12 protein-coding genes are annotated in these 13,243 nt (G+C 64.5%); 8 read left to right on the top strand and 4 right to left on the bottom strand.

Annotation, left to right across the window (positions count from 1 at the left end; all coding sequences use genetic code 11):
• The first annotated feature begins 71 nt into the window (after positions 1 to 71).
• From WBR68_RS16835 to WBR68_RS16825, 3 genes are all read left to right on the top strand, one after another.
• Complete coding sequence (locus tag WBR68_RS16835) at positions 72 to 1,052, top strand: NUDIX hydrolase (RefSeq protein WP_127183439.1); 981 nt, start codon at positions 72 to 74, stop codon at positions 1,050 to 1,052.
• Between the two features lie 82 nt (positions 1,053 to 1,134).
• A complete protein-coding gene (gene nadC / locus WBR68_RS16830) occupies positions 1,135 to 2,019 on the top strand; it encodes a carboxylating nicotinate-nucleotide diphosphorylase (protein WP_050447158.1) in 885 nt (294 codons plus the stop codon).
• Positions 2,020 to 2,028: 9 nt separating this feature from the next.
• Positions 2,029 to 3,015 carry a tripartite tricarboxylate transporter substrate binding protein gene (locus WBR68_RS16825; RefSeq protein ID WP_230694778.1) on the top strand — a complete coding sequence of 329 codons (987 nt, stop codon included), beginning with the start codon at positions 2,029 to 2,031 and terminating at the stop codon, positions 3,013 to 3,015.
• A 52-nt stretch (positions 3,016 to 3,067) separates the two neighbouring features.
• Here WBR68_RS16825 and WBR68_RS16820 read toward each other — a convergent pair whose 3' ends face one another.
• Positions 3,068 to 3,760, bottom strand: coding sequence for a tellurite resistance TerB family protein (locus WBR68_RS16820; RefSeq protein WP_230694777.1), 693 nt, complete (start codon positions 3,758 to 3,760; stop codon positions 3,068 to 3,070).
• A gap of 158 nt (positions 3,761 to 3,918) precedes the next feature.
• Here WBR68_RS16820 and WBR68_RS16815 point away from each other — a divergent pair, with 158 nt between their 5' ends.
• Positions 3,919 to 4,317, top strand: a complete 399-nt coding sequence (locus WBR68_RS16815; RefSeq protein ID WP_050447162.1) for an OsmC family protein — start codon at positions 3,919 to 3,921, stop codon at positions 4,315 to 4,317.
• Between the two features lie 43 nt (positions 4,318 to 4,360).
• Here the strand turns inward: WBR68_RS16815 and fabI are convergent, their stop codons facing one another.
• From fabI to gloB, 3 genes are all read right to left on the bottom strand, one after another.
• The gene (gene fabI / locus WBR68_RS16810; RefSeq protein WP_050447163.1) at positions 4,361 to 5,146 is read right to left on the bottom strand and encodes an enoyl-ACP reductase FabI; all 786 of its coding nucleotides are present in this window, start codon (positions 5,144 to 5,146) and stop codon (positions 4,361 to 4,363) included.
• 124 nt (positions 5,147 to 5,270) lie between these two features.
• Positions 5,271 to 6,686 carry a transglycosylase SLT domain-containing protein gene (locus tag WBR68_RS16805; RefSeq protein ID WP_230694776.1) on the bottom strand — a complete coding sequence of 472 codons (1,416 nt, stop codon included), beginning with the start codon at positions 6,684 to 6,686 and terminating at the stop codon, positions 5,271 to 5,273.
• A gap of 7 nt (positions 6,687 to 6,693) precedes the next feature.
• The gene (gloB, locus tag WBR68_RS16800) at positions 6,694 to 7,515 is read right to left on the bottom strand and encodes a hydroxyacylglutathione hydrolase (protein WP_127183442.1); all 822 of its coding nucleotides are present in this window, start codon (positions 7,513 to 7,515) and stop codon (positions 6,694 to 6,696) included.
• A gap of 20 nt (positions 7,516 to 7,535) precedes the next feature.
• Between gloB and WBR68_RS16795 the strand changes: the two genes are divergently transcribed.
• The 4 genes from WBR68_RS16795 (at position 7,536) to WBR68_RS16780 (ending at position 13,242) form a co-directional block, all read left to right on the top strand.
• The gene (locus WBR68_RS16795) at positions 7,536 to 8,315 is read left to right on the top strand and encodes a class I SAM-dependent methyltransferase (RefSeq protein ID WP_050449155.1); all 780 of its coding nucleotides are present in this window, start codon (positions 7,536 to 7,538) and stop codon (positions 8,313 to 8,315) included.
• 52 nt (positions 8,316 to 8,367) lie between these two features.
• On the top strand, positions 8,368 to 8,829 hold the full coding sequence (rnhA, locus tag WBR68_RS16790) for a ribonuclease HI (protein ID WP_050449156.1): 462 nt from the start codon (positions 8,368 to 8,370) through the stop codon (positions 8,827 to 8,829).
• 177 nt (positions 8,830 to 9,006) lie between these two features.
• Positions 9,007 to 10,092, top strand: a complete 1,086-nt coding sequence (locus WBR68_RS16785) for an efflux RND transporter periplasmic adaptor subunit (RefSeq protein ID WP_050449157.1) — start codon at positions 9,007 to 9,009, stop codon at positions 10,090 to 10,092.
• 33 nt (positions 10,093 to 10,125) lie between these two features.
• On the top strand, positions 10,126 to 13,242 hold the full coding sequence (locus WBR68_RS16780; protein ID WP_230694775.1) for an efflux RND transporter permease subunit: 3,117 nt from the start codon (positions 10,126 to 10,128) through the stop codon (positions 13,240 to 13,242).
• Position 13,243 lies beyond the last annotated feature (1 nt).

The raw sequence follows: 13,243 nt of genomic DNA, 5'->3' as shown, positions 1-13,243 counted from the left end.
TGCAAGGGGCTGTTGCAGCAGCGGAACCTTATAATTCCGGCTCCTCGCCGATACGCGGCCAGGCCTGTGCAATGCGCTTGCTCACCCCTTTGCCCACCCCTTCGCGACATCTATCCTTGACCGAATCCGTCGAACGCTCCGTCCATACCGAACTCGTCGCCGTGCTGGTGGCCGTGACCAACGGCGAGCCGCGCGTGTTGACCACGGATGACGCAAGCGCCTTGCCGGCCGGGCCGTTTGAACTATCGCATCGCTCTTTACAGGCGGGCCTGCGCGCCTGGGTGGAAACGCAGACGCATCATCCGCTGGGCTATGTGGAACAGCTCTACACCTTTGCCGACGGCGATCGATCCGACGAGTCGGGTGCGCGCGTCATGTCGGTCAGCTATCTGGGCCTGACGCGCGAAGCCGGCGAAACCGGCGTGGCACAGGTTGGCTGGCAGGACTGGTACCGTTATTTCCCGTGGGAAGACCGGCGTGCCGGCGCGCCCGCGCTGGTCGAGGATCTGATCGTGCCGTGGTTGGCGCAATGGTGTGAGGCCACCGCCGACCCCGCCGTGCGCACGCGCCGCCAGCAGCGTGCCGCCATTACCTTCGGCCTGGACGGCGCCGCCTGGAACGAGGACATGGTGTTGCAGCGCTACGAGCTTTTGTTCGAAGCCGGAGCAGTGCCCGAGGCGGCACGGCGAGGTCATGGCGACGGCAAGGCCGTGTTGCCCGGTGAACCGATGCGCCACGACCACCGCCGCATTCTGGCGACCGGCATCGCGCGCCTGCGCGCCAAGATCAAATACCGCCCCGTGGTGTTTGAATTGATGCCGGCTCAATTCACCTTGCTGCAACTGCAATTGGCGGTCGAAGCCTTGGCGGGCAGGGCACTGCACAAGCAGAATTTCCGTCGCCTGATCGAGCAGCAGGCACTGGTGGAAGAAACCGGCGAGATGGCCACGGGCACGGCGGGCCGGCCTGCCAAGCTGTTCCGTTTCCGGCGCGACGTGCTGCTGGAACGCGCCATTGCCGGCAGCAAATTGCCCTTGTCCCGCACCTTGTGACGCTTGACAAGGCTTATGCTCGTATTTAGCATAACTAGTGCGCAATCTCTGCGCGCCTTTTTTTAACTCATAAATACTCAAAATGAGCATTAATGCCGAAGTGCCTTCGAATGCCTTTCGCCTGACGGTTCCGCCTCTGCCGGATGTCATGCTCTTGCCGCTGGTTCAAGCAGCCTTGCTTGAAGACCTGGGCCGCGCTGGCGACTTGACCACCGATGCCATCGTGCCGGCCGACGCCGTCGCGGAAACGCGCCTGGTGTCCCGCCAAGAGGGCGTATTGGCCGGTTTGGATATGGCGCGCCTGGCTTTTCAAACCATGGATCCGCAAATCAAGTTCAGCGCATCGCTACGCGACGGCGCCGACCTGTCGCCCGGGACCGAGATTGCGCGTTTGCATGGCAACGCCCGGGCGATGCTGACCGCGGAGCGGGTGGCGCTGAACTTCCTGTGCCACCTGAGCGGCGTGGCCAGCGCCACGGCGTCGATTGCACGGGCCATTTCGGGCTACGGCGCGCGCGTTACCTGCACCCGCAAGACCCTGCCCGGCTTGCGCGCCGTGCAGAAGTACGCGGTGCGAGTGGGCGGCGGCAGCAACCATCGCTTCGGCCTGGATGACGCCGTGCTCATCAAAGACAACCACATTGCACTGGCGGGCGGCGTGGCCAACGCCGTACAGCGTGCGCGAGCGGGCGTGGGCCACATGGTCAAGATCGAGTTGGAGGTGGACACGTTGGCGCAATTGGAAGTGGCGCTGTCGCTAGGCGTGGACGTGGTGTTGCTGGACAACATGAGCCTGGACGACTTGCGGCGCGCCGTCGACATGGCCCGGGGCCGCGCGGTTACCGAAGCCTCGGGCCGCATCACCCCCGAGACCGCCGCCGAGGTGGCCGCCACCGGCGTGGACCAGATTGCCGTCGGCTGGCTGACCCACAGCGCCAAGGTGCTGGACATTGGCCTGGACGCCTGAGAGCCCGATATGAAAAACCTGCTTCGACTTTGCCTTGCGCTGTGCGCGGTTCCGCTGGCGTCCTGCGGTAATTCTCCGTCGGGCGATGCGGCGACCGACGCCACCTACCCCGATCACGCCATCACGATCGTGGTGACATTTCCGCCCGGCGGCGGCACCGATCTGCTGGCGCGCCGCATTGGCGCCAGTCTGCAGGAAGAGCTGGGCCAGCCGGTGATCGTCGAGAACCGGCCCGGCGCAAGCGGCAATATCGGCGCGCGCGCCGTGGCCGAAGCGCCGCCAGACGGCTATACGGTGTTGATGGTGAACAGTTCATTCGCCATCAATCCGGGGGTCTATCGGAACCTGGATTTTTCGCCCAAGCAGGATTTTGCCGCTGTGATCAACGTGGCGTTCGTGCCGTCCGTCTTCGTGGTGCCGGCCGCATCACCGCTGCAAACCTTGGGCGATGCACTGGCCGTGGCCGTGCCGGGCAAGCCCTTGCCATTCGCGTCGTGCGGCAACGGCACGCCGCAACACCTGGCTGGGGAAATGCTGGCGCGATCCAGCGGCGCCGTGTTGCAGCAAGTGCCCTACAAGGGATGTGGCCCTGCGCTGAAAGATGTGACGGCCGGTCAGGTGGCGATGGGTATCGTGACGGCGTCCAGCGCGGCGCCGCTGATTGCCGCCGGCAAGCTGCGCGCGTTGGCGGTGACGTCGCCGGCACGTTCGCCGCTGATGCCCACCGTGCCCACGGTTGCCGAAGCGGGCATTGCGGGCTACGCGCTGGACCAGTGGCATGGTTTGCTGGCGCCAGCGGCCACGCCGCGAGCGGTGGTCGACAAGCTGAACGCCGCCGTGACGAAGATCGTGCGGCGGCCCGAGACGCAAGCCGCGCTGCGCGAGCAAGGTTTTACGCCCGCCAGCAGCACACCGAAAGAGTTCCAGTCGATGATCAACGCCGACATCGACCGCTATACGGCGTTGACGGAATCCATCGGTCTGCGCGCGGATTGAAAGATCGTGGGGTTTGATGGCGTCGGCGCCGCGCCGACGCCTTCTCAGCCGTTCAGGCGACCGCGCTCTTGGCGTGCTGTTCCAGCTTTTCCTTCAAGCCGGGTTCCAGCTTGAGCTGACGCGCGAGTTCGTCCAGGTAGGCGCGTTCCATATAGCTTTCCTCGTCCACGACGAGCAGGCTGGCCAGATACATTTCAGCGGCCATTTCGGGCGTCTTGGCGGACTGGGCCACCGACGCAGGGTCCAGCGGCCGCGACAATTCCGTTTCCAGCCACTGGCGGTCTTGGGGATCGGATGACAGCTTGGCCAATTCGGTTTCGAGCAGGCCGCGTTCTTCGGGGCCGATGTGGCCGTCGGCCTTGGCCGCGCCGATCATGGCGGTCAAGACGGCGTTGCTGTGCTGCTCGGCCTCGGGCGCGGGCAGGCGGTCCAGGGTTTGAGGGGGCGCGGCTTGTGCGCCACCGGCCTGGTTGCGCTGCCAGTCGCCATAAGCGCGATAGGCCAGCGCGCCCAGCGCGGCCATGCCGCCATACATGGCGACTTTGCCGCCGATCTTGCGTGCCTTCTTGCTGCCCATTAACAGGCCCAACGCGCCCGCGCCCAGCGCACCGCCGCCCAGACCGGTCAGGAACGAAGCCTTGCCGCCGCCAGCGCCGCCCGTCGCGCCTTGCACGCGGTTGGTGGCGTCCGAAAGCAGGCCTTGGCCCGATTGCAGCAATTGATCAAGAAGTTGTCTGGCGCTCATGCGTCCCCCTAAGTCAGTTCGTGAATTGCGGATAGGGATATCCGACCGACGGCGCAAAAATAAGTTCAGCCTGCCGTCAGGTGTCGGTGACATCGGCGGATGCTACAAATTGGCCTTGCGGCGTCCGCAACGGATGCCGAACCCAGGAGATCGAATTCATGAGCATCCGCGTCCACCAGAATGCGCCCAATACATTGCAATTCACCGCTACGGCCGAGGGCCACGACTTGCCGCTGGCAATGCCGCACCCGCAAGGCGAGGGCCCGGATCCGCATGATTATTTCGATACGGCGCTGGGCGGTTGCAAGGCAATGACGCTGATGGTCTACGCACAGCGCAAGGGGTTGCCCCTGACGTCGGTGGATGTGGAGGTGGTGCGCGATGCTAGCGAAGAGCGCAAGGGCGTGTACCGCCTTACCGCCCAACTGACGTTGCACGGTGAACTGTCGGACGCCCAGATCGACGAGCTGCTGAAGGTGGCAGAGAAATGCCCGATCCACAAGTTGATGACGGCCGTGGACGTGCAGGTGTCCACGCTGGTGGCGCGGCCGGCTTGAACCGGCCGTGGGGCGGGGGAAGCCGCCCCGCCCAAGGCAAGAATCAGTCTTCCATGCCCGGAACGACGGTCGAGAAGCCGGCGTCCACATGGGTGATTTCGCCGGTGACGCCGGCGGCCAGGTCCGACAGCATGAACGCCGCCACGTTGCCTACGTCGTCAATGGTGACGTTGCGGCGCAGCGGCGCCTGCGATTCCACGAACTTCAGGATGGACGAGAAGTCCTTGATGCCGCTTGCGGCCAGCGTCTTGATGGGGCCGGCCGAAATGCCGTTGGCGCGAATGCCGCGCGGGCCAAGCGCCGTGGCCAGGTACCGCACGCTGGCTTCCAGCGACGCCTTGGCCAAACCCATGGTGTTGTAGTTGGGAACCACGCGTTCGGCACCCAGGTAGGTCAGGGTCAGCACCGAGCCATTGCGGCCTTCCATCAGCGGCAGCGCGGCCTTGGCCATGGCGGCGAAGCTGTAAGCCGAAATGTCGTGGGCGATGCGGAAGCCTTCGCGCGACAAGCCGTCAAGGAAATTGCCGGCGATGGCTTCGCGGGGGGCGAAGCCGATGGAATGCACCAGGCCGTCCAGGCCGTCCCAATGTTGGGCCAGCTCGGTGAACGCGCCTTCAATCTGGCTGTCTTCGGCCACATCGCAGGGCAGCACGATCTTGCTGCCGAATTCAGCAGCGAATTCGACCACGCGATCCTTGAAGCGGTCGCCCACGTAGGTGAACGCCAGTTCGGCGCCTTGCTGGTGGCAGGCGCGCGCGATGCCGTAGGCGATGGATCGGTTTGAAAGCACTCCCGTAACGAGAATGCGCTTGCCGGCGAGAAAGCCCATGATGGTTCCTTTAGTTTTTTTCCTGCAGAAAGACCGCCCATTTTAAGGAGTTTGGCGGCTTCCGCGTACGTGTAAAAACGGCGCCCCACTGGGGGCGCCGTTCTGTGTTGACGAGCGGCGAATATCAGCCGCGGGCGTTGGTGCCCGGCACACGCAAAGGCGTGCCGATCTTCAGGGCGCTGCCCTTGATGTTGTTCAAGGCGCGCAGGGTGCTGACCGAAGTGCCGTATTGCTTGGCCAATGAGAACAGCGTGTCGCCCTGACGCACCTTGTGGGTGCGCACATTGGGGCGTGCGCTGGCGACGCGGGCGGCGGGGGCCGGCGCGGCGCGGCCACGCGGGGCGGCTGCCTTGTTGTCGGACGGCGCCTGCTCCAGCGCGCCCACTGGCGCTGCCAGCGACGCCAGTTGCACGCCACCGTTGCCGGGTTCGCCGGGTACCAGCAGCGCCTGGCCCGACGCGGACTTCTGGCGTGAGCTGATGTCGTTGGTTTCGCGCAGCTCGGCCAGCGTTACGCCAAAGCGCTTCGCGATCGAGGCATAGGATTCCCCACGGCGCGAGTGATAGATCTTCCAGGCGCTCAGGTCGCCCTTGTAGTTCGTGAGGTTGGCGTTGAAGATTTCGACGCGGTCGGCCGGCAGCAGCAGGGTCGGGCCGTGGTCGCCACGGATGACCGGGCGGTTGAACGACGGGTTCAGCGCCTTGAATTCGTCCAGCGGCATTTCGGCCAGCTTGGCGGCGATTTCAACGTCGATGTCGCTGTTCTTCTGCACCGTCACGAAGTAGGGCGTGTTGCCCACGGGGGGCAGCGACACCGCGTAGCGTTGCGGGTCGGCGATGATGTTCTTGATGGCCTGCAGCTTGGGCACGTAGTTGCGGGTTTCGCTGGGCATGTTCAGGGACAGGTAGTCCGTGTTCTGGCCAGCCGCTTCGTTCTTGGCCATGGCGCGCTGCACCGAGCCTTCGCCCCAGTTGTAGGATGCCAGCGCCAGGTACCAGTCGCCCTGCATTTCAAACAGCTTTTCCAGATAGTCCAGCGCGGCGTTGGTCGACGCGATGGGGTCGCGGCGTTCGTCGCGCCACCAGTCCTGCTTCAAGTTGAAATGCTGGCCGGTGGCCGGCACGAACTGCCACAGGCCGGAAGCCTGGGCGCGCGACAGGGCGGTGGGGTTGTAGGCGCTTTCCACAAAGGGCAGCAGCGCCAGTTCCGTGGGCAGGCCGCGGCGGTTGATTTCGTCGACGATGAAGTACAGGTACTTGCCCGCGCGTTCGGCCATGCGCTGAACGGACTCGGGGTGGGACGCGTAGTACTCGGTCCACTGCTGCGAGAGCTCGGTGTTCAGGTTGGGAATGGCGAAACCGCGGCGGATGCGGTCCCAGGCGTCGCTCGGCGGGTTGGTCAGGTCAACCGTTCGGGACGTATCCCGGGCGATGTAACGCCCTTGGGAATTGGTGGTGAGGTTTTTGTCGGGGGCTTTGGTTCCTGCGCAACCGGCGAGGACTGCCACCATGAGCGGCAGAAGGAGTCGGGATAGATTCATCAGGCGGTCACTTGAAATCGTTCTTCCATTCACGCAGGGAGGCAAAGACCTCTACCGGCGTAGGTTGATTGTGTCCGGCCCAGCTGGCTGCGGCACGGATGACGTCGACTTGCTGCGTACGCAGAAACGGGTTCGTCGCGCGTTCCTGGCCGATCGTCGACGGAAGCGTGGGAAGTCCTTCTGCTCGTAATTGCTGGGCTCGCTGATACCACTGAAGCAGGGTGCGATTGGCGGGATCCACAGCCAATGCCCAGCGCAAGTTCGCTAGAGTGTACTCGTGCGCGCAAAAAACCTGTGTATCTGGCGGTAAAACGGAAAATTTTTCCAAGGAATCATGCATTTGCGCGGGAGTTCCCTCGAAAAGCCGACCACAGCCCCCGGCAAACAGCGTGTCGCCACAGAACAGAACCGGTTCTATTCCGGCCGCCCGGCCGGTGTAAGCGATGTGCCCGGCGGTGTGCCCCGGCACATCCAGCACGCGCAGGTCCAGGTCCAGTTCGGGCAGCGCCACGCGGTCGCCTTCGGTCAGCGCGACATCGCAGCGCGGCAGGCGTTCACGGGCGGGTCCGTATACGGTAAGGTCCGCCATGCGTGACAATTCAAGCACGCCGCCCACATGGTCGCCATGATGGTGCGTGAGTAGAATGGCGCGCAGCCTCAAGCCTTCCTGCTCCAGCCATTGCAATACCGGGCCCGCTTCGCCCGGGTCCACCACGGCGGCGTTTTCGCCACGGACGATGGCCCAGATGTAGTTGTCGGTAAAGGCGGGTAGAGGCAAGACCGCGGCATGTTGCTCGCGGCCGCCTGCGGGGGCGGTCAAGGCTTGCATGAGATTCGAAGGAATAGAACGTGGCAGAAGAAACTCCGCCGATTGTAGAACTGGCCGAATGGTTCCAGACGCCACCGGGGCAGTACGCCCTGGCCTGGGAACGAGCCCAGTTCGACGCGGCTGTCGCGGATGTGTTTGGCTATTATGCCTGGCAGGTCGGCCTGGCCGACATGAATCTGCTGCGCGCCAACCGCATGCCTTTCAAGGGCTATGTGGGCACTGAAACCCCGTCGGCGGAAAGCGTGGCTGACTGGCAGTCGCGGGTGGTGCTGGCCGAACCCGAGGCCCTGCCATTCGAATCCCAAAGCGTGGACCTGCTGATCCTGCCGCATGCCTTTGAATGCACGCAGGACCCGCACAATGTGCTGCGCGAGGTCGAGCGCGTGCTGGTGCCGGAAGGGCGGGTGGTGATTTCCGGCTTCAACCCCTGGAGCATGTGGGGCGCGCGCACGCGTATGCCCGGCATGGAACCCTGGCTGCCGCAGCCGCCCTCGTCGCAGGTGTCTTTGGCGCGCCTGAAAGACTGGTTCAAGCTGCTGTCGCTGGAAGTCGAAGAGAGCCAGTTCGGCTGCTATGCGCCCGCCTGCCGCAGCGAAAAATGGTTGCAGCGCTGGGGCTTCCTGGAGCCGGCCGGCGCCCGCTGGTGGAGCCGGGGCGGCGCGGTGTATATGGTGTCGGCCGTCAAGCGCGTGGCCGGCATGCGTATCATCGGGCCGGCCTGGAAGACCAAGCCCAAGCGCGCGCGTGCCGCTTCCGTGGTGGTCAACCGCCAGGCGGACGACGGCTTCGATCGCTCTTGATAGCGGCAGCGCACGTTTCACTTTGCACGAACAAGGACTACAAAGCAGCACCATGCAGGACAACAAAGCGATCGACCAGAAAGTGGAAATGTGGACCGACGGGGCTTGCAAGGGCAATCCCGGTCCGGGCGGCTGGGGCGTCTTGCTGCGCGCCGGTGGCCACGAGAAAACCTTGCATGGCGGAGAACTCCAGACCACCAACAACCGCATGGAGCTCATGGCCGTCATTGAAGGCCTGCGGGCGCTCAAGCGCACTTGCGTCGTCACCATCCACACGGACTCGCAGTACGTGATGAAGGGCATGACCGAGTGGCTGGTGAACTGGAAGCGCCGTGGCTGGATGACCGCCGAGAAGAAGCCAGTGAAGAACGCCGAACTGTGGCAGGCGCTGGACGAGCAGGTGCAGCGGCACCAGGTGTCGTGGCGCTGGGTGCGCGGCCACACGGGTGACGAGGGCAACGAGCGCGCCGACCAGTTGGCGAATCTGGGCGTGGAAGTGGCCCGGCGGGCCTGAGGGCATCGGTGAATACCCTGAAATCCGCCTGATGAGGCGGATTTAGTTCTTTCATCCGGCTTCTGGATTGTTCCAGTATGTAAATTCGGGTGCTACAGTGCCTTCCCCCATTCCAGTTCCTGCGGCGTCGTCCAAGTGGGGAATCCGGGGCGCGCCGCATCAAAGCCACATTCGCGCATGAAAAAAGCTGTACTGCTGGCCGCCGTTGCGGCCGGGTTGGCCGTGGGGGCCGCGTTGGGTGTTTTCGTGCCGCGATGGCTTGCGCCCGCACCAACTCCGCCCACCCAGAGCGCCGCCCAGCCCGTTACTGCGCCTTCCGCTCCTGTTCGGGTCGAGGTTGCCGCCGTCAAGGAAGTTCCATTCGCGCGCGGCCTGTCCGCCGTGGGCAGCTTGCGGTCGGATGAATCCGTCGTGCTGCGGCCGGAAGTGGTGGGGCGGATCCAAGCCATTGAATTCAAGGAAGGCCAGCCGGTTACCCGGGGGCAGGTGCTCGTCCGGCTGGACGATTCCGTGCCGCGCGCCGAACTGGCGCAGGCGCGCGCGAACCTGACGCTGGCGCAAAGCCATTACCGGCGCGCCGTGGAATTGCAAGGCAAGGGTTTCGTCAGCCAGCAGGCGCGCGATGAGTCCGCCAGCACGCTGAAAGTGCAGGAGGCGGCTGTGGCGCTGGCGCAGGCGCGCCTGGACAAGATGACGATTTCGGCGCCGTTCGCCGGCATCGTGGGCTTGCGCAGCGTGTCCGTGGGCGACTACGTCAACCAGGGGCAGGACCTGGCGCCGCTGGAAGCGATCGACCCCTTGAAAGTGGACTTCCGCGTGCCCGAAATGTACTTGAGCAAGGTGCGCGTGGGCCAGCAACTGACGCTGCGCCTGGATGCGCTGCCGGGGCAGGAGCGCCAAGGGCAAGTCTATGCCGTCAGCCCGCTGGTTGACGCGGGTGGCCGGTCCATCCTGCTGCGCGCCACGGTGGCCAACAACGACGCCGTGCTGCGCCCCGGCATGTTCGCCCGCGTGCAGTTGCTGTTCAATCAGGACAAGGCGCTGGTGGCGCCGGAAGCCGCATTGTCGCCGTCGGGTGAAACGCAGTACGTTTACCGGGTCAGGGACGGCAAGGCCGAAAAGCGCGAAGTCACCATCGGCGAGCGCCGCGAAGGCCGCGTGGAAATCCTGACCGGCGTGGCGGCGGGCGACCAGCTTGTGGTGGCGGGCATACAGCGCGTGACGGACGGCGCCGCCGTCAACGTCGTCGGCGGCGGCTCGTGAGCGCGGCCCCTCTCTCTTTTTAGCGGTGACGCAATGCGTATCTCGGAAACCTGCATCAAGCGGCCGGTGTTTGCGTCGGTTCTGTCGCTGATCATTGTCCTGATCGGGCTGATCTCGTATTCGCGCCTGACGGTGCGCGAATATCCGAAGATCGACGAACCCATCGTCTCGGTGGATACGACCTACAAGGGCGCCTCGCCCGAGGTGATCGAATCCCAGGTGACCAAGCCGCTGGAAGACCAGTTGGCCGGCATTGAGGGCGTAAACGTGATGACCTCGCGCAGCCGCTCCGAGCGCAGCCTGATCAACATCAAGTTCAACCTGTCGCGCGACCCCGACGCGGCGGCCGCGGAAGTGCGGGACAAAGTCTCGCGCGCGCGGCGTTTTTTGCCCGATGAGATCGACGAGCCCATCATCGGCAAGGTCGAGGCCGATTCCCAACCCATCATGTACATCGCGGTGGAAGCGGGATCGTATTCGGCGATCCAGACGTCCGACTACATCAACCGCTACATCAAGACCCGGCTGTCCGTGCTGCCGGGGGCGGCGGAAGTGCGTGTGTTTGGTGAACGCCTGCCGTCGATGCGCATCTACGTGGACCGCGACAAGCTGGCCGCTTACGGCTTGACCGTGCAAGACGTGGAAGCCGCGCTGCGCAGCCAGAACGTGGAGATTCCGGCCGGGCGCATTGAATCGCGGGCCCGTGAGTTTTCGGTGGTGTCATCGACCGACCTGCAAACGCCCGCGCAGTTCGAAGACGTGATTGTCGCGAACGTGAAGGGTTACCCGGTACGCCTGCGCGACGTTTCCACGGTGGAGATCGGCGCGGCCAACGACCGCATACTGTCGCGCTTCAACGGCAAGCCCGCCATCAATATCGGGCTTACCAAGCAATCCACCGCCAACCCGCTTGAGCTTTCCAAGGCGGCTCGCGAGGAGGTGGCGCGGCTGAACGAGACGCTGCCGGCGGGCATGAAGCTGAACATCGCGTACGACTCGTCGGTGTTCATCGAGCGTTCCATCGATTCCGTGTTCCACACCATCGGCGAGGCCATCGTCCTGGTGGTGCTGGTGATCTTTTTCTTTCTGCGCAATCTGCGCGCCAGCATCATCCCCATCGTCACCATTCCTGTCTCGCTGGTGGGGGCCTGCGCGCTGATGTACCTGTTCGGATTCTCGATCAACACGCTCACGCTGCTGGCCATGGTGCTGGCCATCGGGCTGGTGGTGGATGACGCCATCGTGGTGCTGGAGAACATTTTCCGACACATCGAGGAAGGCATGCCGCGCAAGGAAGCGGCGCTGCGTGGGTCCAAGGAAATCGGGTTCGCCGTGGTGGCCATGACGATGACGCTGGTGACCGTGTACGCGCCGTTGGCGTTTGCCACGGGCCGCACCGGGCGGCTGTTCATTGAATTCGCGTTGGCGCTGGCCGGCGCGGTGCTGGTCTCGGGTTTCGTGGCCCTGACGCTGACACCCATGATGTGCTCGGTGCTGCTGCGCCATCAAAGCAGCCACAACCGCTGGTACAACCTGATCGAAGGCTGGCTTAACGCCTGGAGCAACGGCTATCGCCGCCTGCTGGGTGCGTCGTTGCGTCATCGTTGGCTGGTGGTGGTGATTGGCGTGGCGGTGGCGGCGGGCAGCGGCGTGCTGTTCAAGGTGGTGAAAAGTGAATTGGCGCCTGTGGAAGACCGTGGCGTGGTGTTCGGCATCGTCAATGCGCCGGAAGGCGCCACGCTGAATTACACGCTGGACAGCATGCTGGGCATCGAGAAGTTCTATGCAGATATTCCCGAGGCCAGCGGCAGCCAGGTCACGGTGGGCTTTCCCACCGTGACGGACGGCACCGCCATCCTGCGCCTGAAGCCTTGGGAAGAGCGCGGCCGCAAGCAGCAGGAAATCACCCGGCAGTTGCAGCCACAGTTCGCATCCCTGCCCGGCGTGCGGGCATTTCCCACCAATCCGCCGTCACTGGGCCAGTCTGCCCGGTCCAAGCCGATCGAATTCATCATCATGAGCCAGGCGTCCTACCCGGAATTGGCGCGTCTGACCGAGGTCTTCCTGACCGAACTGCGCAAGTATCCCGGCTTGCTCAACCTGGATACGGACCTGCGCTTGAATACCCCTGAATTGCGGGTGCGGGTGGACCGCGACAAGATGGCCGACGTGGGCGCCAACGTGGATACCGTGGGCCGCACGCTGGAGTCCATGCTGGGCGGGCGCCAGGTCACGCGCTACAAGGACGAGGGCGAGCAGTACGACGTGATCGTGCAGGTGACGCCGCGCGACCGTGCCAACCCGACGGATATTTCCGGCATCTACGTGCGGGCGCGCGACGGCAGCATGGTGCAGCTGGATAACCTGCTGGGCGTGCATGAAGGCGTGTCGCCGCAGTCGCTGAACCACTTCAACCGCCTGCGAGCGGTAAAGATCGATGCGGCGGTCGCGCCGGGTTACGCGCTGGGCGAGGTGCTGACGCACATGCACCAGGTGGCGCGCGACGTGCTGCCCAACACCATCATCACGGACCTGGACGGCCAGTCGCGCGAGTTCCGCGATTCCTCGGGCAGCATCTATCTGGTCTTCGCCATGGCGCTGGCCTTCATCTACCTGGTGCTGGCCGCGCAGTTTGAAAGCTGGCGCAACCCCTTCATCATCATGCTGTCGGTGCCGCTGTCCATGACGGGCGCGTTGCTGGCTCTGTGGCTGACGGGCGGCACGCTGTCGATCTACAGCCAGATCGGCCTGATCACGCTGGTGGGTTTGATTACCAAGCACGGCATCCTGATCGTGGAATTCACCAACCAGTTGCGCGACGAAGGCAAGGAGCTGTTCACCGCCGTGATCGAGGCCAGCGTACTGCGGCTACGCCCCATCCTGATGACGACGGGGGCGATGGTGTTGGGCACCGTGCCGCTGGCCTTGTCCACGGGCGCCGGGGCCGAATCGCGTCAGCAGATCGGCTGGGTGCTGGTGGGCGGGCTGTTGCTGGGTACACTACTGACCTTGTTCGTCGTGCCGGTGGCCTATACGCTGATTGCCACCGCACGCAAGAAACCCGGCCATGCCGGTAGCGCGGAGCACCCGCCGGCCCAGCCGCCGGGTGCCCACACGCCGCCGTCTTCGGCCAACGCAGCGTCGGAATAAG

This window comes from Achromobacter sp. JD-1, assembly GCF_038594925.1.
Taxonomy (GTDB): domain Bacteria; phylum Pseudomonadota; class Gammaproteobacteria; order Burkholderiales; family Burkholderiaceae_B; genus Achromobacter; species Achromobacter spanius_C.
Note: the sequence above shows the minus strand (reverse complement) of the source record. Positions and strands in the feature narration are given on the sequence as shown.

What these genes read in the sequence shown, in the direction of transcription:
- WBR68_RS16815 (WP_050447162.1), top strand. Translation starts at nt 3,919, where the DNA reads ATGAGCATCCGCGTCCACCAGAATGCGCCCAATACATTGCAATTCACC.
- rnhA (WP_050449156.1), top strand. Translation starts at nt 8,368, where the DNA reads ATGCAGGACAACAAAGCGATCGACCAGAAAGTGGAAATGTGGACCGAC.
- WBR68_RS16785 (WP_050449157.1), top strand. Translation starts at nt 9,007, where the DNA reads ATGAAAAAAGCTGTACTGCTGGCCGCCGTTGCGGCCGGGTTGGCCGTG.
- nadC (WP_050447158.1), top strand. Translation starts at nt 1,135, where the DNA reads ATGAGCATTAATGCCGAAGTGCCTTCGAATGCCTTTCGCCTGACGGTT.
- WBR68_RS16820 (WP_230694777.1), bottom strand. Translation starts at nt 3,760, where the DNA reads ATGAGCGCCAGACAACTTCTTGATCAATTGCTGCAATCGGGCCAAGGC.
- WBR68_RS16825 (WP_230694778.1), top strand. Translation starts at nt 2,029, where the DNA reads ATGAAAAACCTGCTTCGACTTTGCCTTGCGCTGTGCGCGGTTCCGCTG.
- gloB (WP_127183442.1), bottom strand. Translation starts at nt 7,515, where the DNA reads ATGCAAGCCTTGACCGCCCCCGCAGGCGGCCGCGAGCAACATGCCGCG.
- fabI (WP_050447163.1), bottom strand. Translation starts at nt 5,146, where the DNA reads ATGGGCTTTCTCGCCGGCAAGCGCATTCTCGTTACGGGAGTGCTTTCA.
- WBR68_RS16835 (WP_127183439.1), top strand. Translation starts at nt 72, where the DNA reads ATGCGCTTGCTCACCCCTTTGCCCACCCCTTCGCGACATCTATCCTTG.
- WBR68_RS16805 (WP_230694776.1), bottom strand. Translation starts at nt 6,686, where the DNA reads ATGAATCTATCCCGACTCCTTCTGCCGCTCATGGTGGCAGTCCTCGCC.
- WBR68_RS16780 (WP_230694775.1), top strand. Translation starts at nt 10,126, where the DNA reads ATGCGTATCTCGGAAACCTGCATCAAGCGGCCGGTGTTTGCGTCGGTT.